The following is a 23,433-nucleotide window of genomic DNA, read 5'->3' on the forward strand; positions in this document are numbered from 1 at the left end:
CAAGTCACCGGATGCATTCGTGGCACACGTATACCGGAACCGTCCAAAATTTTGTTGTATTAATTTAAGTCTGTTTTTTTAAGCATTAACCCAAATAAAGGGTTATCAACGACAGGGATAACTGCAATATCGAATTTGTCTGGCTCCGGCAAAAAATCAATCTCCATTAATGCAGCAAATCGTGACGTCGTCAAATAGGCTTCTTCAATATCATCGGTGTAAATCACCATCCCAAATTCATTTTTATCCCGCGTCGCAAATCGGCGATTACGCGTGTTAAACAGCACATAACCGGCCACATCAGGATTTTTTTCAACTAGCCCCAATGTATCAAGTTCTTTCTGCAGTTTTTTTAGTTGCTTCTTTTTCATTGTAAATTTCCGTTAGTTAGCGTGAGTCATTCTGCCGTGTGTCAAAATCCGATTTATATGAGACAACTTTATTTACTCAATGTCTTATAAAAAACACAACAATATGATTGAAGAGTATGATTACATTAAAATAATTATATTAATAAATAATTCAGATTACTAATAATTAATATATAAATATAACTATAGTTGACTATAATCCATTGTTATCATTGATGTAATGAAATATAAGCGACAAATATAAGGAAATAGTAATGGCTTTTATACCCAACAAAGACTTCACGAGTCTACTCAATATCCTGATCGATAGACAGATCAAGGAGGCAGGTCGTCAGACCGAATGGTTCAACATGAGTCCTGACGAGCGTACCGACTACATCACGCAGGTAAGTGAGCGGTTGCAAGACATGCAGCAGAGTACCCTGAGTGTGCTGGCTGCCCAGCATTTTCAAATGAAGGACAACCCCGTTTCTGTCAGCGATCAGTTGCAAACGTTGCAGCAAAGACGGCAACAGATGAACAATGTACCCAGCACGCCGGCGATCAACGCCTACAAGCAGCAACTGGAGCGCGACATCCGGTTATACCGCCGCCAACAGACGGCCATGACGCACTTTGACAGCACTTGGGGCAAGGTTTTGGTCATGCTCAATTCCGGCGACCCCAAAACCAAAACCCTGAATGCGACGACCTTGAGGGAGGATGCGGCGGGCAAGCAGGCCAAGCTGGATACTAAGATCAGACATCTGGAACAGCAATTGATCACACAGGTGTCCGACTCCACGTTTAGTCAAAAATACGTGACGCTGTTTTCCGAGCTACAGGCCTACAAGGAGGTCAATGCCCGCTACAACACTTTGCTCAATGCACCTTCTACGGAAGAGGCCACAGCCCTCAGTGCGTTGACCAAGGTGCCAAGGGCTTCCGATGATCTACCGGTAAATATTTCACTGTTGATGATGGAGGAGCGTCCCGGCTACATCCGCATGAACGTCGCGCTGGTCAATGCCAGCACCGATGGCCGCTTCAAGGACTTCTTTCTGGAGAACGGTAGGTTGGTTGTGCCGACGGACGGGGTACTCAACTTCTCCTTCGGTACCGCAGCCCGCTCCTTGGCTTGGCAACAACAATACCGGCTCAAGAGTGAGCCGCCATCCTTTCGCTCACCGACCTATGCGCCAATTCGCTCAGTGCTGGTCAAAACCGAATTCGTCGAGAAGTATTTTGCCAACTACTTGGTTTCGGAAAGCACCTTGCGAGAAGGTTTCAAGGCGCAGTTGCTGGGTAACGGTCGCAAGATGCTGCTGACCAGCGTTGACCGCAAGGTGCCGAACCAGGTTGGGATTCAGGTGTCCGGCCAGGCGCTGAATACCACCATCACCCGAGAGGTGCCATTGGCAAGCGCCTTGAGCGACCTGATCAATCAGAATGCTGATATCACCAGTTTCAAGACTATCGGCCTGGAGGGGTTTCGTCAGAGCAGTTACCACCCGGACCGTGACGGGCTTTTCGTCAATATCCGTGAGCTGGAACGTTCGGTCGGTTTTACCAACCGCCAATACTTGCTGGAAATGCTCCAGGGCAAAGACTACCTGTCCGCGACGCCCTTTGGGGTGATGAGCGTTGACGGCGACAAGGTCAGCAGCAATCACTTGAGTAAGGAGCAGACTGGTAAACTGTATAAATACAACGCCACATTTTTCGAGAAGCTGGAACAACTGCGTGACAGCGGTACGGAGGGCAGTCGCCTGTTCAAAAACAGCAGCGAGCGCATGGCATTCGAGCAGCAGTTGGTGCGTTTGCTTGAACGCAACCACATCACCCCCGCAGGGATGTTGGCGCCGGAGTACCCCCGTGACAGCATGCGCGATATCAAGGGCAATAACCTGAACAAGGTGCTGTGGGAACAGGCGTTCGCCGCTTCAGTCTGGCAGAGCACCGATAATGACCGGCTGCTGTTCGGGCTGGCGACGAAACTGGTGAAAAATCCGGCTGTGGACAAGGTCCTACAAAGTGGCTATGTGCAAAGTGACATCGCCCAGGCCAAGGGGCTGCTGGCACCGCTGTACGAACAGTGGCGCACTCGAGCCGTTGAAGAGGAAACCCAGCGGGTCGCCAACGCCAATGCGACACAGCATCCAAACAACCCGAAAGTACAGATCTTCGATAAGGCCGCGGTTGAGCGCTCACTGGATGACAAGCTGTTCACCCTGTTGTTGACGGGTTACCAGGGCCTTGAGAACGCCGATGCGCAACTGCGTCCGGTGGTTAAGGAAGCACTGTTGAGCAATGAGGGCAGGAGCCTGCGCAAACAGGTCTTGTTTCATGTCTTGAGCCCGATAGCTGATAGCCTTTCCAAGGCTGCAGTCCCGGTCAATCCTCACGCCGTGCTGGGTGCCGACAAGGTCATAATCAATAACCGGCTGAATCAACCCGACCCGTATCTGATCCTTAATACCAGCTCTGAGGAGCAGGCGTATCACGATGGTTCATACCTGATCAAGGACGATAAGTATCGCAGCTACAACCAGTTCCGTCCGGACCCCAAGAATGACGCTACACGCTACATGAATGATCTGGATATCCCGTTCGTGGGGGGGATTTCCGGGGCCACCCAGACCGTCAGCAATGCCTTGCCGGAATTGTTCGATGGCGCGTTGAGCATCAAGCAGTACTGGCAGTTCCAGATGGCCAATGCGGCCTTCATGATCCGTAACGGCTATCACTCGTTTTTCGAAACCCTCTACGTCGCTGCGCGTTACGAACCGGAGAGTGCGGACAGTATCGGCAAGGACCTGTTGCAGATGTTCGACAAGTACCGCGTTGAAGGCAGCAAGAGGGCGTTGCAGGGTGAACTGTATGACGGAGTGATGGCACGAGTCTTGCCGATCATCAATCAGGGATTGCCAGCGGCTGACGAGTTCCATCCACCGCGTTTTACCCGATTTGGTCCAAGATCGGCGCTGCTGGGGCAGGCGGTGAAGGATCTCGAACTCAAGTCTGGGCTGGCGTCTGTAGGTGATGGACTTAAGCCCCGTCAAGGCAGCACCGACATCCATCAGTTTGCTGCCGATCCTGTACTGTTCGCCAAAACCCATACCATCAGTGCCGAGGTGCTGGTCGAATCGGGCCGCCTGCCGGCAGAGGGTCATGCTCAGTTAGTGAAGGTCGCGCCTAACCTGTATGAGTTGGAATACACCGGGCAAAATGCCAATGATATATCCGCAAAAGTGCCAGCGTATTTCCTCGGTAACAACGGCCCGAACCAAGCCAATCCGGTGCCTGCCTATGTGGACATACCCAAGCAGGCAGCAGAACCGGGCAACTTCCTCTTCACTGGTACATTGTCGGGTAGCTCACTGGTAGTGACCCGTCTTGACGCCAATACCTACCGGGTTTACCACGACGGCCGGATCAATAGCTCGCTGCTATACGACAATGTAGTGATGGCGGTCGACTACAAGGATTACCAGGTATCCGGTACCGCTGAGAGTCTTGCTGCGGCGTACATGCAGTTCGTCAATGACGAATGGCAACTGGTGTTCCAGCGCCAGGAATATCAACGAGACGGACAGATGGTTTGGTTGAAACTGCGCGATGGTGCGGAGTCACTCTCGATCCAGGTCGCCGGCAGTCAGGTGGTGGAGCGCAAACAGGCCGAATTCACCACTTACCGTGAGCAGGTTCATCAACAACTGAAGAAGGTGGCGACGCAGTTTGGGGTATCGGTCGAAGGGGTTGCCGACGGTGTCTACACAGAGGGAGCATTTTCTCCTGAGCATCCGGCAATTGCTGCATGGACCCGATTGCGCGAAGCGGTTCAAGCTAAGGTCAAAGCCGACATCGACCAGGTGGCGGACAAGCGCTACCAGCTCCTGGAAGCACGATACACCTCAAGCGATACGGCCTTGGTCGATCAACAAATCAAGCAACTCAATCTTACACAGGATTACTACAGGGCGCAGTACGATCCGGTATTGCGTGAAGCTGGCTCTGTCGAAAATACCTGGCTCTGGCAGCAGATCAAGGCCAAAGACAAAGAAGGCAGCGCTGCGGTGGTAAGGATTGACGATTCGTCCATTCAGGGCGAGGAGCACACCAGCAGTGTGGGCGAAAGTTATGCAACCTCCGAGGCCTATCAACGCGGGGGACAGGGCACCGAGTTCAGAGATGGCTTGCTCCACTTCCGTGAGATTAAGATCACTGGGGTAGATGACAAAATGTCTGCCCTGGAGATGAAGCGCCTGTTTCTCGATGGAAAACTCACCCACAAGCAACGGGGTGCCTTGAGCGGTCGCATCACCGAAACCAGCCAGGCCGAGTACATCGACAAGGTACTGCGGCAGACCGCAGTGTTCAGCGAGAACTTCCATGACGCAGGCAGTGTCTTCGAGCGTCTGGTTCCACAGGACTTTTATCTGTCTCTGGTTGGTGACCGATCCGGTGGCCGTTGCTACCCCTTGGTCAGGGCCATGGCCGTGGCATTGGCTAGTGGTGGTGAAGTGGGCATCGATAGCTTGGTGCAAAAGCTGTTCTTCGCCTCTGCCGACCCGCAAGCGGGCAGTTCCACGCTGCTTAAGAACAGTTTGCTCAGGCTGCACGCCAATGTCGAAGCCGTTCAAGCCTCCACGGAGCTGGGCCAGTTCAATTTGCCCGAAGTGGTGTCGCGACTGGCCACAACGACCGGCACCTCGATATTCGCACTCAATACCCAGAATCATTCGATGATGGTAGGGAGCGCTGTCACAGCCGAAGGCCGTCGCTACTATTTCTATGACCCGAACGTCGGGATCTTTGCCTTCGACAACACCAAGAGTCTGTCAAAGGCCATGGATCAGCACTTAGTGGGGAGTAATCTGGCCGCACATTACGGCTTGTTCGGCAGTAACTCGGCACCGGCCTTCAACCTGATTGAGATCGATACCGGCAAGATGGCTGAAGTACCCGTGAGCAATGGCTTGAATGTGGCCGATCTGGCCCGGTTCGAGGAGCTGGCCAGTGTCATCGGGCAACGGCGTCAGGTCGAGCAGGCGGTGAGTACACAAGAGCAGATCACGAAAGACTTGCAACTCGGCACTGTGCTGAAGACCTTTGATGCCGAACAATGGGGCGCACGGTTCGAAGCCGCCAGTACCCAGCTGGCGCAAAAATACCAACTGGATAACCGCTGGCTACCAATCATCGCTACAACCGAAGACCTGGGGGAAGGCCGCTACCGGGTCCAATTCATCAACCGTGATCAACCCGAACAGACCCGCAGGCTGGTTACCAACGATAACACCTTTATCGAATTCCGGCGCTTCGTCGATGAGCACATCAGTGTGCTGAATGAGCACTTTACCCTGGAGCACGGCCGGATGCGGCCTCGCGGTGGGGTTGGCGAGGCTGCGCCGGTGGACGGGTTGAACGCAGGGTTTGCAGTCCAGACATTGATCCAGTGGTTTTCTGACAAGAACCGTCACGATGCGGCAAGCGGAGTGGCTTCGCCTGATCTAGCCACCGCGCTCAAGGTCCACAGCTACCTCAATTTTGTCCAGATGGCTCACGGTGGCGTGCAGGATGTGGTCAAGGTCACCGCGCTGGTACGTACGGCGCTGCGTGGCGAAGTGGTGGCCGCCGAAACCTCGCTCAAAGGCTTTGCCTTGAACTTGGGCCACACCGTCAACGAAGGCGCCGGTTTATTGTTTGGCGGAGCCATGGTCGGTCTGGATGCCTATGAGCTGGCCCACGCCGAGAACGATGTTCAGAAAGCAGTGTTCGGTACCCAGCTGGCGTTCGATTCGGCTAGCTTCGTTACCGGCGTAGCAGGAGTGGGAGCCGGGTTGGTCGGTGCTTCGACGGCCGGGGCAGTACTCGGTGGGGCCGGGGTGATCCTTGGCGGGCTTGCGGTGGGCTTTACAGCACTGGCGCAGGCCTTTGGTGCGGTCGCCGAGGATGCTAAGGCGGTGGGTCGTTACTTCGACACAGTCGACAATGCGTACAAAAACAACGGCTATCGTTATGACGACAAGAACAAGGTACTGGTGCCCCTTGCCGGGGCGGTAGTCAAAAGCCTTGACTTGAGCAAGAACCAGATTAGTTTCGACAGCCAGTACATCTACCGAACCCATTCCGGCTCTACCGGTTCGGGGAAAATTAATTACTTCTTCTGGGTCGGTGACTTTCCGCGAATGGTCCACGACCGTGGTCAGGCGATTGAGGTACGAAGTGGCATTGGTTACAAGGACATTTCCCAGCCCCTCAAGCACAGCGACAGCAATGTGGTGATCTTGCCTGGCACGCCTAAGTCCTACATCAGCTACGAATACATGCTGCTACCCGGTGCTACCACACGCCACGACGCAGGTTTCGACGTGATCCGCAGGCTTGAGAAAGACAAACGATTTGACTACGACTTCTACATCTTTCCGGGTGAGGAGACGATCCGTAGAATTCGTCATGAGTATGTCGACACCTCGGTCGAAGTAGTGCTCGATCAGCGCAACCGGCAACTGGTGGTGCCCGAGCTGCCCAAGGAGCTGCACGGCTTTCTGCGCTACGAGATTAAGGGGGCGGGCGGCAAGTACCTGATCGGCCTCAACAAAGGCACCCAAGTTAAGCTCACGAACGATGTCACCAGTGAGTGGATTATCGACAGTAGCCAACTCGCCAGTGACAGCATCCACGTGTCGGAGAACCAATTGGTGGTAGGCGGGGTTGTGGTAGAGCTCAACCCGGCTCAGAACGGGCAGATATTGGTGGTCAACGGTAAGGGTGAGGTGCACAAAGTCGATCTCACCAGCCTGACAGCTCAGGTGGTAAGCGAAGATGCAAGCAAGTGGCAGATGCCCGGCCAGCAAATCGAGCAGCACCTGAGTGATTTAGCTAAGGCGCATCAGTTGCACGGACAGTACGTGGTGGTGGAGAACTACCGCCACAACGGACATGATGTTGGTCGAGCTTTCTACGATGTGGCCAAGGACCGCATGCTATTCACCGACACCAGTCAGGAACAGGCCAGACATGCCCAACTGGGTGCGGTGATGGGTGACCATGCCTATTTCTACGATGCCGACAACGCGGTGGCGTGGCGGGTAGACATCGCCACCGGGCAGGTCGACGCACAGTTTGAGCCGTGGTTCAACCAGAATGCAGGCAAGATCAGTCGGCTATGGCAGGAGGGGGATGCGGTCTACCTAGCACGCCATTATCAGCTAAAGGAGAGGGAGGCTGAGCTGAGCTATCGGATCCTCGGTGACCAAATGGAGTTGGTTAGTGCGGTGGGTGATGATGCGCTGCTCCAACTTTCGGCCCGCACCGGTCGGCATGGTGATGAGATTAAGGTCATACTTCAGGGCTACAGGAGCAATAGTACCCAGCGTGAGACTCTGATGTATACGCTGGGAGCACGGCTGATCAAGCCGACCAGTGCGGCGCTGGTCACGGTGTTCGGCGTGGATGCGGCTGGCGTGCCGCACCGTTACTGGATACGCACCAGTGACGGGATGCTAATCAAGCCGAATCTGGCACCACCGTCGGATCAGACCCAGCGCTTCGAAGAGTATGAGCAGACCCGCAGTGCCTGGCAGATCCCGGCCGACCTGGTGTTAGCAGGGAGCATATCGCAGCCCGGTGGCGAGGAAGTGTTTTTCTTCTACAGCAAGGAACAAAAGGCCCTGTTCCGCCAGGAAGGAGCAGGTCAGGTGGTACTCGACGCTAACCAACCGAGCGCATTGCGGGTCACCACTCCGGCCTTGGTCAACGTGATTAACTTGAACAGTCACCTGGTCGCAATAACCGAGGACGGGCGTGTGGCCCAGCTTGATGCACTGGGGCATTTTAACTACGCAGCCGTCAACGAGCATTGGCTCAAGGGACGTACCCACTGGTGGCAGGACCTGCACAGCGTCACCGGCAGCAGTGCCATCCTGGCCGTGTTTGGAGTCAAGGGTGCCGACGGCAAGAGCGTGCTGCCGGTGTGGTACCACAACGGTCAAGTGGTTGTGGCTTCCCTGCAAGACAAGCATTTGCAGTTCCTGGGTTTTGAAGCGGATGGCTCTAGTGCGCGACTGTTCGAACCCGCCAGTGGCAAGTTGTATCGTCAGCGGCCTATGACTGCCGATGCGCTGGCTGCCGCGTTCGGTATCGACGCAATGCTTGAAGCCTCAGCGCAGCTTCCCGCTGCCAGTGAGCTGATGCCTGAACTGCACCTCAAGACGGCGGAGCAAGTCGATGCCGGGCTGCGTCTGACCACCGTAAAAGGCGAGATCCTACTGCGAACCAATGACGGCAAATTACAGTTAGTTGCCGTCGACAAAGGTTGGAAACAGGACAACCTCGCTCGTCTGCCACAGGCACTTGCTGAGATAGCTAATCAGTGGCGAGCCAAAGGTGTGCTGACCTTGCAAGGCGATGACATGCAAGGCTGGTTCGATGTCGACAGTGGTCAGGTATTCTCCAGCGATGGCATCCCTGCCGCAGACAACCTGCGTTTTATCGGAATCGCTGCCGGGAAGAAGGGCGCTTACGTGTACAGCCCGATGGACCAGACGCTGTACTGGGTCAAGGCCGGCAATGCGCAGAAGCTGAACCATTACACTGGTGTCGAGCGCATTGGTTCGTCGCTGTTGCTTCAGGGCGGGGACTATCTGCTCCCACCGCTGATCGCCGGTGTTGACAGCGTGGTGCTGCATGGCGGTACCAGTAACGATACCTACCGCCTTAGCCAAGAGATATGGTCGCATTACCGCGTGGTCGTCATTGACAACGATGACCCGGATCAGGGTCTGGATCGCTTGATCATGCCAGTGGCCGATGCGGAAAAAATCCTCGTCAGCCGCCACGAGGATGACCTGATGCTAACCGACTCGACCAATGGCACGGCCCTGGTGATGCGCAAGGTGTTCGGTAGCCAAGCGGAGACGCACCGGCACCTGCAAATTGAGCTGGAAGGTTCCTCGTCGGTGATCAACGTTGATTACTTGGTCAAGGGTTTTACTTGGGAAGGAGTGGCCAAAGATGGTTTGTTCGAACTGTCCTGGGCCACCCAGTAGCTTCATTGTTTTGAGCTAGCAGGAGAAATGACAGGAGGGGCGTAAAGCTCTTCCTGTCTCTTCGATAAGGGATATATCAAGTCCTGCGGCGCGATATAACCAGCTTATCCTTGGGACGGTCTACCCAATCGGCAATCTGATTGTTGAAATTATCCGCCAGCAGATAAGATGGTGTTTTAGCTAACCAATCGGATAGTGAGATATCTTGGTAAATACCGTTATCCAGCACAACAAGCACTTTAAGATCCACATTCCCAATATTCTCGATATAGTGACCAAATCCTTGCGGCACATAGCCGACATCGGTCGGTTCATATTTCTCGGTTTGTGCGTGTCCGTGGGAACCAAATACCGTCATACGCCCTTTGCCTGAAATGTAGTATTGCCATTCATTGGCATTAGGATGCCAATGTAACTCACGTACTGCGCCAGGTTTGATGATCTCTATAATGCCGGTAATAGTTGTAGAAATGGGAAACTCCAGTGATGACACCTTATGAATACTCCCTGCGTCGTTTTCGAAGAATGGTTTTTTCTTCATGAGCTCATACCGGTGAGTGAGTGGTGCATTGTTCAACCCTCCATCGTTAACCGGCAGGGGTAGTTTTGGCGGTATAGCACCACCGACTATATAAGCTTCTCCCTGTTTGATTTTAGAAAAAACCTCTATCGGCATATTGACACTTTTTTCCAGCACTTCTTTCGGTATATGTGTCACCCAATCAGTGATACTGAAAGTTCCAAATTCTGAGAAGTGCCCGTCATCGAAAGTCAGCACAAAATGTGCTCCATCCTCAAGTGCCTGAATAGAATGGCCGTGTCCTTTAGGAAAATACCACACATCACCGGGGCCAAAATCCGCTACTTCACATTTGCCTTCCGGATCGATAATAGTAATACGTGCGTGGCCTTCAAGCATAAATGCCCATTCGGCAGCAATAGCATGCCAATGGAGTTCACGTACACCACCAGGTTCAAGCTTCATATCAACACCGGCAATACCTTTGGATATCGGGAATTGCTCCACTGTGGCTTCGCGTGCCCATCCATATTCCAATACACGTTTTTTACTGTTTGTGAATTTATATTTATATAAGCTTTTGGCATTTCCTGGCGGTTTATTGTCAGGTAAGACAAGATTACGTTGGTCATCAGCCACAGCGGATTTAATCATACTTCCCATAACGCTGGCTGCTGCCGCGCTAACTGCGGATGCCTTCAAGATATCACGACGTGAGAACATATTGCTTTCTCCAAAGGATAGATACCTGCAAGAATGGTTGCAAGCTGATGTATATCAATCTGATTTTTTTAAATTAACCGTTGTCACGAGAGGGAAAAATTAAAGGTGACTTATTAATCATAGTAAAAAAATGAATCTTAGAATGAGGAAAAAAAGCTTATTCCTGTAAAAAAATTCACTTGCCGAAAATGTTGACGGAATTCATTATCAAATTTCCATATTAAATTTGTTTAACATTATAATATTACATTTATGAAGTTTATCATTGGGAATGAAATCCATCTCAAATTTTTCACCACAACGCTACCTGATATAGCGGACTCGCTGATGTCTAGAATTAACGACCATTTTCAGGTGCTAAAAGCTGCATCTTGAAGTTTCTTGGGTATAAAACCATTTTTTTGACTCATATATCCCCTAAATTAAATAATGTTTTATTATAATCACTACATTAAATTATTAAAAAACTCACCTTAATTTATACCCATTATTCATAACACAGTGATAAGCTCGTTTTTAGACGAGCTTTTATTAAGTTAAAATTCTGATTAACAAAACCAGCCTTTTATCAATATCTAAAGACAGTAAAAACGTTAACGCTATTATTATTGCGGTTTTTCAGGCCAATTAATATCTGGTGCCAATGAAATATCAATCCGACTCAATAATACCAGATACTTTTTCCAATCGAGTAATAACACCTTTTCAGCTTCCGATGCCATTTCAGTTTCAACCGCATATTGCAATACAGTTATGGCCTCATTGGCTTGTTGGCGAAAAATAGCACATTTCCACTTGCATACCGCAATAATTGGCAAATTGACGGTGAAAGTGATAACGCGAAAAATTCACCACTTCACTCAGTTGCTCAAGTGTAAGCTGATCATCCAGATGGTGCTCAATATAATCAAATATCTTATTGAACCGTTTTGCATAACCATTATTTTTATCATCGTGCATTGCATCCTCCATGGCGATCACTATGCCTGAGCACAAGAAGCATTGCCTGACCGATATTGCTGTAATAATGATGGATTGTTTGACATCAAACTACCATTTTGTCATATTTTCAGTTCTTAACATCATTCCCTGACACACTTACAAATTACTTTTCGCTTTTGGCACTATATAAGGAAATTTTATGTCCTTCGTACCATTTAAACAGGTTGATGTATTCACTCACCAGCCTTTCAAGGGAAATCCTGTTGCCGTTGTCATGGATGCCAGGGAACTCTCACCGATACAGATGCGGGATATTGCCAACTGGACCAATCTTTCTGAGACTACGTTTGTCCTCCCCGCAGAAAACCCATTAGCAGATTACCGTGTACGGATTTTTACACCTGGCAGTGAACTCCCTTTTGCCGGTCATCCTACGATAGGTACCGCATATGCTCTTCTTGAAGCCGGCTTAATTCAGGTGAGCAGGGGACAACTGATTCAAGAATGTGGGGCGGGATTAATTACACTGAACGTGACAGAAACACAAGAAGGTCATACAACAATCACCTTTGAACTACCAGAACCAACCATCACACCGCTCAGCACCGGGCAAACAGATCGCCTCGAAAGTATTCTCAGTTGTCAGCTAGATCGCATGTTGACACCTGCACTTATTGACGTTGGAGCTCGCTGGATTGTCGCCCATACCACAGGAGCAGAAGCCGTTCTGGCAGCGGAACCTGATTATACCAAGCTGCGTGAGCACGACATTCAAATGAACATCACTGGGATTTGTCTCTATGGTGCCTATTGCGAAGGGGCAGATGCCGATATTGAAGTACGCTCTTTTGCGCCTTCATGTGGTGTGAATGAAGATCCTGTATGCGGCAGTGGAAACGGCAGTGTTGCTGCATTCATGCGTTACCACAAAATTGCTATGATTGACGATAAAATTGTTCATTCATCACAGGGCAAAAGACTTGGCCGTCAGGGAAGTCTACAGCTTAGTCATTCTGACGGTAAGATTTTTGTCGGTGGCAGCGCGGTGACCTGCATTAATGGTACTATCATGATCCAAAGAGTCCCTCATCTTTAGGAAGCGCGCAAAAATGGGCGAACAACACGCCATGCGCGCTAAATATCATTGTGGCATTAGCTTGACTCAGATTCAAAAATTCGATTTTACGGTTTTAAAAATCAACGGATTTTCGCTGGAAATAGTGCAAGCTGATCCTGGACCTTAAAGATGCAATTGAATATTTTCAGCAGCTTGGTGCCAGGCTGTATCGAGGTCCAATGGTTATTGAAAACGGTCTGGGAATGTGTCAAGTAGAAGACCCATTTGGTAACTTAATTGGCTTACGGGGTAACTACATGCTAGACCATGATATATCTACATAACAAATCGGACAATTATTGTTGGCAAAAATAGGAGGTTGAACTAAACTCAAATTCTACTTTTGTGAGAGGAAGTTAACTATGTCTGAGACCCGTTTTTCTGAATCGTTAAACCTGAAATCTCACTGGATGCCATTCAGTGCTAACCGAAATTTTCACCGCGATCCGCGTCTTATCGTTGCTGCCGAAGGACAGTGGCTGAAGGACGATAAAGGGCGCCAGATTTATGACAGCCTGTCTGGTCTTTGGACCTGTGGAGCTGGTCATACCCGGACAGAAATTCAGAAAGCAGTCGCTACTCAATTGAGTACACTTGATTACTCACCAGGCTTTCAGTTCGGTCATCCCTTATCGTTCCAACTAGCAGAAAAAATTGCCAATTTGACACCTGGTGATCTTAATCACGTCTTTTTCACCAGTTCAGGTTCTGAGTCTACAGACACCGCCGTCAAAATGGCGCGCGCCTACTGGCGGGTGAAAGGCCTGCCTGCGAAAACCAAACTGATTGGCCGTGTACTTGGCTATCATGGTGTCAATATTGCTGGTACCAGTTTGGGGGGGATTGGTAGCAACCGCAAAATGTTCGGACAATTGATGGATGTAGATCACTTACCCCATACGCTACAAGCCGATATATCGTTTACACCAGGTATGGCGGAAACCGGCGGTGTGGAGTTGGCCAATGAGATGCTCAAGTTGATCGAACTGCATGATGCTTCAAACATCGCGGCGGTTATTATCGAACCACTGTGTGGTTCCGCCGGTGCGATTATTCCGCCTAAAGGGTATCTACAGCGTCTGCGTGAAATTTGCGATCAGCATAATATTTTGTTGATTTTTGACGAGGTTATTACTGGCTTTGGTCGCATGGGGCGCTGGACCGGTGCTGAATATTTTGGTGTGACACCAGATATTCTTAACTTTGCCAAACAAATTACCAATGGTGCCATTCCTCTGGGAGGCGTAGTGGCAAGCAGTGAAATTTATGAAACCTTTATGTCTCAGCCACTGCCGGAACATTTAGTGGAATTTAGTCATGGTCATACCTATTCGGCACACCCTGTAGCCTGTGCCGCCGGGCTAGCAACCTTGGATCTGCTGGATAAAGACCATCTCATCCTGCGTTCCGCTGAGCTTGCCCCTCATTTTGAAACGGCCCTTCATGCTCTCAAAAACTGTCCAAACGTGACTGACATCCGCAGCTGTGGCTTGGTAGGAGCAATTGAGTTGGCTGCCCGTGACGGTGATACTGCCGTACGTCCCTTTGATGCCAGTATAGCACTTTGGAAAGCGGGTTTTTACGTACGCTTTAGCGGAGATACGCTGCAATTCGGGCCTATGTTCAACGCGGAAAGGGCAGATTTGGATCGTCTCTTTGACGCTGTCGGTGAAACATTACATCACATTAAATGATGATAGAACGTGCGTGAATACGGCAGCCAGGTCATAGAAGAAATAGCTATCTAAATCTAAATGAAGAAACTCATGATCGTACTTATCAACGATCATGAGTTTGACAGCGAATGTGCAGCCGATTTTCAGCGGTGATAAGCCCCAGACGGTCGGAGACAAAAGAACGTTTCAGTGTTGGGATTAACATAGTCTGTTGGCGATCATTATTATGCCTTGCTATAATTGTATTACTCAGTAATACATGAAGAGAGACAGATTTATGGCACGAGTAACTAGTGTTACCCTTGGTGAGCATTTCAACGGGTTCGTTGGTGATGCGCCTGATGGAGGCTCGCGAGCAGCGTATTCAGAATGTTCGTGAAATGGTGCTGGCTGGCCTGAATTCTCCTGTCAGCAAAAACAGCCTGGATGATATTTTTGTAATGGCAGCGAAGGACTTAAATGTATAAGTTTTCCGACTTTCCAGAATAAGTCTACGGTTGATTGTTTTCAGATTGCTCAGATCAGAACTGGATTCAATCATAGTGCGCCTAATGTATATTATGTTAAATAACATACATCAACTGGTTAGTATGGAGCATAAGAGTTACCTTCACTGTCAGATCTAATCGCGACTAATACATTTAATGGTTATTTAATCGTTAACTGAACAAAGTGCCCCACACTTTTTTATGCCCTCTTCAGGCACTTAATTCCTTTTTTCTTTCCTTCCTTGAACCAGAGTTCAGGTTTTTAAAAAAAATGTAACTTTGCCACTATCCAGTCTGCCTTCCCATCGTAGTTTCACACATCAATGAATTCTGGCCCAACATATTTATATGTTATATGTTCCCGCGAGTCCGAAATGTCTGATTGCTATATCAACCTCATATTCCCCAGAACATGAGGACGCAAAACTGGAGAGCATAAAAATGTGTGGGGCACTTATGCTGCAATCTCCCTGTGCTACCCTATATTTATCAGAATCAATAGCCTTTTATTAAAATTTTAGGTATTGAGTACATTATATTTCTTTAATATTTCTTTAACTCTATCTTTAGGGATAGAATACGAAGTGTTACCATTTCTCCCAACCATTTTTTTGGCGGCGATCATAGCATTAATTATTGCTTCTTCTGTTGCATTGATTGTTGCCTCAAACAAAGGATCTAGTTTGTCGTTTGGGAGTATTTTTATTGTTCTTACATCCTTTCTGGAGAATGCATCATTATTTGCGGTTGAAAATGCGATAAATATCTCACCGCTGGTATTCCTGGCTACACCACCTACTCTTGCAAGCCCAAGAGATACTCTTTTAGCTATTTTTTCTAATTGGTGAGGAGTTAATGGCGCATCTGTGGCTACCACTGCTATTATAGAACCAGCATCCTTTATTTTTTTCTTGTTTCCATGATATATCGGCTTGAGATCTTTTATTTCTTTACCAACCGGAACCCCCGAAATAATCAAGTCATCCCTATCACCAAAGTTGCCTTGAACAAGAACACCAATAGTATATCCTCCATCTTTTTTATCTAGAATTCTTGATGAAGTACCAGTGCCTCCCTTAAACTTAAAAAGGTTCATTCCCGTTCCACCACCAACATTACCTTCTTCTATCGCTCCTGATTCAGCACTATTCAACGCATGATAGACATGTTCTTTTTTTACATGCATACCGTTTATATCATTTAATATTCCATCCCACGTTTCTGCAACCACAGGTAATAACCAAAATAAATCATCTTTTAGTGGTGATGTTAGATTATTATCAATCATCCAGCTAATTGTTGAGTCTCTAACAACACCAACACTATGAGTGTTGGTTATCAATATTGGCGTTTCCAAGAAACCACTTTCTTTGACCCATTGATTGCCTGTCATATCTCCATTTCCATTTAAAGAGAATGTACTCGAAAATACAGGGCTAAATTTCTTTCCTCTTGGCAATATAGCTGTCACGCCTGTTCTTATTGGACCTTTCCCAACCTCTAACTTTCCATCGCCTTCTATTATGGTTGAATAGCCAACTTCTACACCACTAACATCTGTAATCGCATTATATTTCCCCGTGACTCCAGAGAAAGGAATGCCTAAATCCCTTGCTCTAGTCTCATTGGCTAAAACATTAGAGGATATCATTGTCGATATAGATAAAATTATAATATTCAATATTTTCATAAATACTCCTTGTTATAAAAAATTAACTTGATGATTACCGTACTGTCCGTTTCGCTGACCGGCTTTATGCCGGTCATTCCCTGTGGTACATCCTAAATAGAGAAAAATATTTCCTGATGCCACAAGTTCACGTATAGAAAATTTTTGAATCTTCTATACGTGGTTTTACATATTAACTAATGTATATCAATACTACTCTTTTGCATTGTCTTTTCTGGTATCCGGGACGTATACAACTTCTTCATTTACCCCCTCTTCTGCCTTGATGATCGCGGTGTAATATTGAGATGCTTGGCTATTTGTAAAGAATGTATTAGGTGACCAAACCATCATCCCATCGTACCCTTTATTAATGACCGATCTGGTAATCTTCTGCACTGAGGATACCGAATTTTTTTCAGGAGAAACACCCAGTAACAAATTTTCTTTTCTCATCCCGAAATTGACGTACCGAGCCAGGCTATTAACATTGCCGGCATAAGTCATCTCGTAACCTGCATCCAATAAATTTGCTATGTTTGTTGGTTCCTTAAAGTAGATCGAATCTGACCACAGGGCCTTGGTTAATACTTTTTTTGCAAAATTTGGATGGCTTTTGATTGCATCCGCTACCCAATAGAAAGATTGAGGATTACCGGAACATCTTGAATATTCATCATCAATGTTGACTCCATCCAACCCGTATTTAACGACATCGTCTACCATTTCGTTGGCAAGCGCCGTTGCTGTTTCCTTGCTCATATTACATGACCAACCTGCATTTTGATGATTGCCTAGATAAGACAGTTGAACTCTGATACCTTTTTTCTGCAAATTATGCACAAGGGAAATATTTCCTTTAAGTATAGAACTTATTTCATCGTTGTAAAATAGCACAGGATTCTTTGAAGCGTTGCTGTTAATGTTGGCTGCGAATAATATAACATCAGAAAAAAATGGTTTTTCAGTCCGTTTCACAACAAAATTACCGATATCTTCGACATGTTGTGGTGAAGGATTGTTCAGAAATACAACATTACTTGCTGCAAAAGACTGATTTGTTACAAAGGAAACGATAAATGCAACCTTCAACAGATTGATCTTTTTTAATCTCATGAATAAACCTTTTATTTTATCTTCGGAACGAGTTCACCCTGCCCCTTCCTCCCGAAGAAGTTTTTTATGGTAATTATTTTATCGACAATATAAAAACCGTCTAAAATATATATAGTGCCAGTTATAGAACACAGGAACTAATGACAATAAAATAGCAGATTAAACTTAGTTTGTTTTTTAAAAAATATAGTTGCAATACCTTAACCTAAGCTATCTTCACGTAAGGACACATTTATTTTCATTTACAAGATATAAGTAAAGAAGAAATGAAGGTAAATAATCAGCCACCAGTACACACATATCATACTGGTGGCTTCATTTAACTAATTATGAAATTTTAATCCAAGGGTAAGCATCAGATGTTTCAGCGCCATCTGGTGCGGTGCCCCTATTCCACCATTTAGCTTCCCAGTTTTGGTCCTTCCAACTGACTCTATCACCAGCCTGATATTCCTTATTTGCATCCCATGTCGGGTAATCACCGCCCTTACCTTGATCACCCGGATCAACATCAATGCCTTTAAAATAGAATGGTGTCATATCTATTTTTTTCGTGACTAACTCACAACTAAGACCTTCCCTGGCGGCATTAACTAATAAGCCTCGGTCCTGATCCGCAGTCCATGTAAATATTCCTCCCAGATTCTTTTCCAGTGCATATTGAGCTTTGGCTTTAACAGAACGAGGGGTATCAATAGAAATGAACAACTTGCTCTCCTTATTATAGAGATAATCAGCATCTGCTATATCATCAGTACAAAAATAAAAATTATTTCTCCCCTTTTTACCTTCCAAATCCAGATAATTATATATAGTGTCGTACCATTCTGTTGTTCCTGATTCAAATGAACCGGTTGTCGTAATTTTCGGTTCCTTTTTCGGAATATAGCCCGGATCATAACTGCCGGATAATGGCGAGTAACTATCAATAACCGCATTTCTGGCATTACGTGAGTATGCAGCATAACCAATATTAATTACAGATGCAGGAACACCGATACTCAGTAAATATTCAACCGCTTTTTCTACACTATTTTCACCTCCAGGATAATCACGAAGATTCGTGTGATGCATCAATTTTTCGGCCCACGGAGTACCAAAGAAATCATAGGTCATAACATTAATACCATATAGTCCAACCTCTAATAATTCTGGTATTTTTGATTTCTCCATTTTTTCTGGCACTGCGGAACAGGCTATACTTATTTTTACATCCGATCGCCCCGCTTCTTTAAAAGCAGCGGTTAAGTCTCGAATTAAACTAACATAATAATCGCCATCGTCTGGAGCATAAATATTACCGTCATTCCCGGCAACACCTGGGTATTCCCAGTCAATATCAATTTCGGTGAACATAGGGAAACGTCGGAATATATCAACCAGACTCGAACAGAAATAGGATTTCAGTGTTTCGTCTCTGACCATATTATAAAAGCCATTACTCATGGTCCAACCACCGACACTGAATGACATAATAAGGTCATGGCCCTGGGCTTTTGCAGCCTGTTGAATCTTAGCCAATCCACCTAATACGCCCATACTTTTAGATTGATCGAAATCCCTTGGCATTTGGATATCCTGCCAACCAGAATAAGTGCAATTCTGATAAGACTGGCAATCCCCCCAGGCATCTGTAAATGTGACTTCACCGTTATTGGTGCGGGCAAATAGTGGTGCTTGCTCTTTAATTTGCTGCTTCTTTTCACCCTCATCACCTAATATTCCACAGAAACCAATAACTAATTTATCATACGCAAAAGGATTATCTAAAAGGTGCTGTAAATCTATTCCTCTACCACGACTGGCGGGATCTTGATTTCCTTGTAATCTGCCATCATATTGCGACCAATCTGTATAATAGCCAAAAACTTTAGGCTTATTTTGTGTATCATATTTATTATAAACCGGTAATAAAACCCTCCCCGATGTGTAACTGAAATTTATTGTTTCAGTTGATGGATTGAAATTGTCTATTTTATAAGATTGTTCACTAAGAGAATCTGTCTTGATTATTTTTGACATAAAATCACCTCGACTAGATATCAATTTATTTTTCGATGAACATTCAAATTATTTTACTTCGTGTGGTAACACAATTATATTCTAGCTTGTATTCTTAGGAAAACAAATAATTGCTATTTGTTTGATTGTCAATGATCAACCTAATTTTATGTCAACACATTGAACATTATCATCTCTTTATTATAATGTGGTAAAACCAAAAACAATAATATCAAATCGAAAATATATTACATCTTTATTGTTACAATCACCAATATTAATGAATATTTGTAAATTAATTTTTACGATTAATTTATTTTGATTTTATTCTCAAGTGACTATTTTTTTATTTTATATCTATACTAACTTGTATCATTAAGGGTATTTGTTTCTTTAATTTATTATTATCACTCTTATATATGGAGATTAAAATGAAATCTAAAGATGTTCAGCCAACCATTATTATTAATAATAATAACGTTATTGCTCTGGAAGACATCTATAATATTGCTATAAAACAAAAAAAAGTAGAAATATCAAAGGATATCATTGAGCTTTTGAGCCGTGGTCGTGAAAAATTAGAGGAAAAATTAAATTCTGGCGAGGTCATATACGGGATTAATACAGGATTTGGCGGGAATGCTAACTTAGTTGTGCCATTTGATAAGATCTCAGAACATCAAAAAAATCTGCTGACTTTTCTCTCTGCCGGCACCGGGGACTTTATGTCCAAAACTTGTATTAAAGCGTCACAATTCACTATGTTACTTTCCGTTTGCAAAGGTTGGTCTGCAACCAGACCCATTGTTGCTCAAACGATAGCCGATCATATTAATCATGATATTGTTCCTCTGGTTCCTCGTTATGGTTCCGTCGGCGCAAGCGGTGATTTGATTCCATTATCTTATATTGCACGCGCATTATGTGGTATTGGTAAAGTGTATTATATGGGAGAAGAAATTAGTGCGGCTGAAGCAATTAAACATGCCGGGTTGACGCCATTATCATTACAAGCCAAAGAAGGCCTTGCCCTCATTAATGGCACCCGGGTAATGTCAGGCATCAGCGCAGTTGCTGTTATTAAACTGGAAAAACTATTTAAAGCATCAATTTCTGCTATTGCCCTGGCTGTTGAAGCATTACTTGCATCTCATGAACATTATGATGCCCGAATTCAGCAAGTAAAAAATCATCCCGGTCAGAAAGCCGTAGCGAGTACATTGCGTAATTTATTGGCAGGCTCGACTCAGGTTGATTTATTATCAGGGATTAAAGAACAAGCAAATAAAGTTTGTCGTCACCAGGAAGTCACCCAACTAAATGATACCTTACAGGAGGTTTATTCAATTCGTTGTGCACCACAAATATTAGGTGTAGTACCAGAATCTTTAGCCACAGCCCGAAAAATATTAGAGCGGGAAGTCATCTCTGCGAATGATAACCCACTGATCGATCCAGAAAATGGCGATGTTCTGCATGGCGGGAACTTTATGGGGCAATATGTCGCCCGGACAATGGATGCGTTAAAACTGGATATCGCTTTAGTCGCCAATCACCTCCATGCAATTGTGGCACTTATGATGGATAACCGTTTTTCCCGTGGGTTACCCAATTCACTTAGCCCAACTCCCGGCATGTATCAAGGTTTTAAAGGCGTCCAGCTTTCTCAAACTGCTTTAGTTGCTGCAATCCGTCATGATTGTGCTGCATCTGGTATTCATACTCTCGCTACAGAGCAATATAACCAGGATATTGTCAGTTTGGGATTACATGCGGCACAAGATGTTTTAGAAATGGAGCAGAAATTACGCAATATTGTATCAATGACAATTTTGATCGTTTGTCAGGCAATTTATCTCCGTGGCAATATTAGTCAAATTGCGCCTGAAACAGCGAAATTTTACCATGCGGTACGTGAAATCAGCCCTCCCCTGGTCACTGATCGTGCATTAGATGAGGATATAATTCGCATTGCAGATGCAATTATTAATGATCAACTCCCACTGCCAGAGATTATTCTGGAAGAGTAAAAAGAAAATGACTGAAAATTTTCAGTGATCTCTTGACTAAAAATGCAGAACCCCATTTACTGCAATAAAAATAGTATTAGTACACAAGGGGTTTTGTATGATTATCTTTGTAACAGGAGCAACATCAGGTTTTGGTGAAGCGATCACCCGAAAATTCATTCAAAATGGCGCTAAAGTTATTGGGGCTGGCCGCCGTAAGGCACGGTTAGAAAACTTAAAAGTTGAACTGGGTGATGATTTTTACGCGGTTCAACTTGATGTGACTGATCAGGCTGCTATCAGCCAGGTTATACAACAATTGCCAGAATCACTTCGTAATATTGATGTTTTAGTTAATAACGCAGGTTTGGCGCTTGGATTAGAACCCGCGTATCTGGCTAACCAAAGTGACTGGGAAATAATGATTGATACCAACGCTAAAGGCGTTGTGAATATGACCCGTGCCCTGCTGCCTGAAATGGTGGAAAAAAATCATGGGCATATTATTAATATCGGTTCTACTGCTGCGAATTGGCCATATTCAGGTGGGAATGTTTATGGCGCAACTAAAGCCTTCGTCAAACAGTTTAGTCTGGGCTTACGGGCAGATTTACAAGGGAAAAATATCCGTGTCACTGATATAGAACCCGGTTTAGTTGGCGGTACCGAGTTTTCTTTAGTCCGCTTTAAAGGTGACAATAATAAAGTGAATAAAACCTACGATGGAACTCAGGCATTAACAGCTGAAGATGTCGCAGAAGCCGTTTTTTGGGTTGCCAACTTACCTGTACATGTCAACATTAATACATTGGAAATGATGCCGGTTTGTCAGTCATTTGCCGGACTTAGTGTGCATAGAAATATATAATCACATTCTTCTTGATAATTTGTTGAATATCTTCATGCTATCTTATAATTTATCTATCTGATAATTTCCTATTGTGCCATCGAGTTTGGCTCCACTCTCTTTCAAGAGGATAAAAGATGAATTTTTGTAATTCTTTGATATTAAAAGCTATGCCCGCTATCGCGCTGGTCATTCCTTTGCTATGGCAAGCGCCGGCACTGGCGGCAACCTGCTCTTCCGGGGGAACCTGCGTCACAGTAAATGGCAACGGAGATACTGCGCTAAGTAAAGAAGCGGCCCGTCAAAGTAAAGAACAATGGGATGAAACCAAGAATCTTCGTACCAAAGTTAATAAACGTGCCGAGAAGGAATTTGATAAGTTCGATAAAGCGATTGACGCTCGCGATGCATGTATGAAAAGCACCAATATCAATGCTTATTGGGAACCCAATACCGAACGTTGCTTAGACAGCAATACTGGTATGCCTATCAGACCGTAATATAAGGTGATGATAATGAAGATGAAAAAAGCACTTTTATTCAGTGCGTTGCTCGTTACTGTATCTCCATTTGCGCTTGCTGCACAAGCTTCATGCGAAAGCGTGAAAGAGCAGATTACTCAGAAAATTATCCATAATGGTGTGCCGGAATCTGGCTTTAAATTGGAAATTATTCCTAATGACCAAACCGAACAAGCCGGTGGTAAGATCGTTGGTCATTGTGAAAATAATACCAAAAAGATTGTGTATACCCGGCAAGGGAGCCAATCAACAAACCCGTCAGTCACAGAATAAACTTTTATTGTTTTTCTGGGGGATACGCGGAATTCAGAGAAAATATTACGCAAATATTTTCCAATCTAAATAAATAGAGGTCGAGGCTATACGCCTTCGACCTCTATTGTTAAATATTTTATTTTATA

The 23,433-nt window shown here is 45.9% G+C and carries 14 protein-coding genes and 2 pseudogenes; 9 read left to right on the forward strand and 7 right to left on the reverse strand.

Annotated features, from left to right (window positions below; genetic code table 11):
* Positions 1-59 precede the first annotated feature (59 nt).
* Positions 60-371 (reverse strand): hypothetical protein, encoded by a 312-nt coding sequence (locus PTE_RS13205; protein ID WP_036847233.1) that lies wholly within the window; start codon positions 369-371, stop codon positions 60-62.
* Between the two features lie 254 nt (positions 372-625).
* Here PTE_RS13205 and mcf point away from each other — a divergent pair, with 254 nt between their 5' ends.
* A complete protein-coding gene (gene mcf, locus PTE_RS13210) occupies positions 626-9,403 on the forward strand; it encodes a TcdA/TcdB pore-forming domain-containing protein (RefSeq protein WP_036848343.1) in 8,778 nt (2,925 codons plus the stop codon).
* A gap of 76 nt (positions 9,404-9,479) precedes the next feature.
* Here mcf and PTE_RS13215 read toward each other — a convergent pair whose 3' ends face one another.
* The 3 genes and pseudogenes from PTE_RS13215 to PTE_RS13220 form a co-directional block, all read right to left on the reverse strand.
* Positions 9,480-10,646 (reverse strand): cupin domain-containing protein, encoded by a 1,167-nt coding sequence (locus PTE_RS13215; RefSeq protein WP_036847238.1) that lies wholly within the window; start codon positions 10,644-10,646, stop codon positions 9,480-9,482.
* 605 nt (positions 10,647-11,251) lie between these two features.
* Positions 11,252-11,431: pseudogene (locus PTE_RS23770) on the reverse strand (tail fiber assembly protein); the annotation flags it as partial.
* Entirely contained in the window at positions 11,406-11,606 is a 201-nt protein-coding gene (locus PTE_RS13220) for an AraC family transcriptional regulator (protein ID WP_051477400.1), read from the reverse strand. The pseudogene PTE_RS23770 and the gene PTE_RS13220, both read right to left, overlap by 26 nt.
* A 181-nt stretch (positions 11,607-11,787) precedes the next feature.
* On the opposite strand from PTE_RS13220, the gene PTE_RS13225 reads away from it, so the two are divergent.
* The 4 genes and pseudogenes from PTE_RS13225 (at position 11,788) to PTE_RS25080 (ending at position 14,848) form a co-directional block, all read left to right on the forward strand.
* Positions 11,788-12,684 carry a PhzF family phenazine biosynthesis protein gene (locus PTE_RS13225; protein WP_036847241.1) on the forward strand — a complete coding sequence of 299 codons (897 nt, stop codon included), beginning with the start codon at positions 11,788-11,790 and terminating at the stop codon, positions 12,682-12,684.
* 13 nt (positions 12,685-12,697) lie between these two features.
* Positions 12,698-12,832, forward strand: coding sequence for a hypothetical protein (locus tag PTE_RS26850; protein ID WP_274534116.1), 135 nt, complete (start codon positions 12,698-12,700; stop codon positions 12,830-12,832).
* A gap of 235 nt (positions 12,833-13,067) precedes the next feature.
* A complete protein-coding gene (aptA, locus tag PTE_RS13230) occupies positions 13,068-14,399 on the forward strand; it encodes an omega-aminotransferase AptA (protein ID WP_036847244.1) in 1,332 nt (443 codons plus the stop codon).
* A gap of 259 nt (positions 14,400-14,658) precedes the next feature.
* Positions 14,659-14,848: pseudogene (locus tag PTE_RS25080) on the forward strand (type II toxin-antitoxin system ParD family antitoxin).
* 538 nt (positions 14,849-15,386) lie between these two features.
* On the opposite strand, the gene PTE_RS13240 reads toward PTE_RS25080, so the two are convergent.
* The 3 genes from PTE_RS13240 to PTE_RS13250 form a co-directional block, all read right to left on the reverse strand.
* The gene (locus tag PTE_RS13240) at positions 15,387-16,559 is read right to left on the reverse strand and encodes a DmpA family aminopeptidase (protein ID WP_036847247.1); all 1,173 of its coding nucleotides are present in this window, start codon (positions 16,557-16,559) and stop codon (positions 15,387-15,389) included.
* Positions 16,560-16,751: 192 nt separating this feature from the next.
* The gene (locus tag PTE_RS22885; RefSeq protein WP_051477401.1) at positions 16,752-17,654 is read right to left on the reverse strand and encodes a glycoside hydrolase family 18 protein; all 903 of its coding nucleotides are present in this window, start codon (positions 17,652-17,654) and stop codon (positions 16,752-16,754) included.
* Between the two features lie 327 nt (positions 17,655-17,981).
* On the reverse strand, positions 17,982-19,676 hold the full coding sequence (locus PTE_RS13250; protein ID WP_036847251.1) for a glycoside hydrolase family 18 protein: 1,695 nt from the start codon (positions 19,674-19,676) through the stop codon (positions 17,982-17,984).
* Between the two features lie 410 nt (positions 19,677-20,086).
* Between PTE_RS13250 and stlA the strand changes: the two genes are divergently transcribed.
* The 4 genes from stlA (at position 20,087) to PTE_RS13270 (ending at position 23,305) form a co-directional block, all read left to right on the forward strand.
* The gene (gene stlA / locus PTE_RS13255) at positions 20,087-21,685 is read left to right on the forward strand and encodes a phenylalanine ammonia-lyase StlA (protein ID WP_051477402.1); all 1,599 of its coding nucleotides are present in this window, start codon (positions 20,087-20,089) and stop codon (positions 21,683-21,685) included.
* A gap of 97 nt (positions 21,686-21,782) precedes the next feature.
* Entirely contained in the window at positions 21,783-22,532 is a 750-nt protein-coding gene (gene ydfG, locus PTE_RS13260; RefSeq protein WP_036847253.1) for a bifunctional NADP-dependent 3-hydroxy acid dehydrogenase/3-hydroxypropionate dehydrogenase YdfG, read from the forward strand.
* Between the two features lie 116 nt (positions 22,533-22,648).
* Positions 22,649-23,011, forward strand: coding sequence for a DUF1283 family protein (locus PTE_RS13265; RefSeq protein WP_036847256.1), 363 nt, complete (start codon positions 22,649-22,651; stop codon positions 23,009-23,011).
* A gap of 21 nt (positions 23,012-23,032) precedes the next feature.
* Complete coding sequence (locus tag PTE_RS13270; RefSeq protein ID WP_036848354.1) at positions 23,033-23,305, forward strand: DUF1161 domain-containing protein; 273 nt, start codon at positions 23,033-23,035, stop codon at positions 23,303-23,305.
* Positions 23,306-23,433 lie beyond the last annotated feature (128 nt).

Origin of the sequence: Photorhabdus khanii NC19 (genome assembly GCF_000517265.1) — a bacterium.
GTDB lineage: Bacteria > Pseudomonadota > Gammaproteobacteria > Enterobacterales > Enterobacteriaceae > Photorhabdus > Photorhabdus khanii.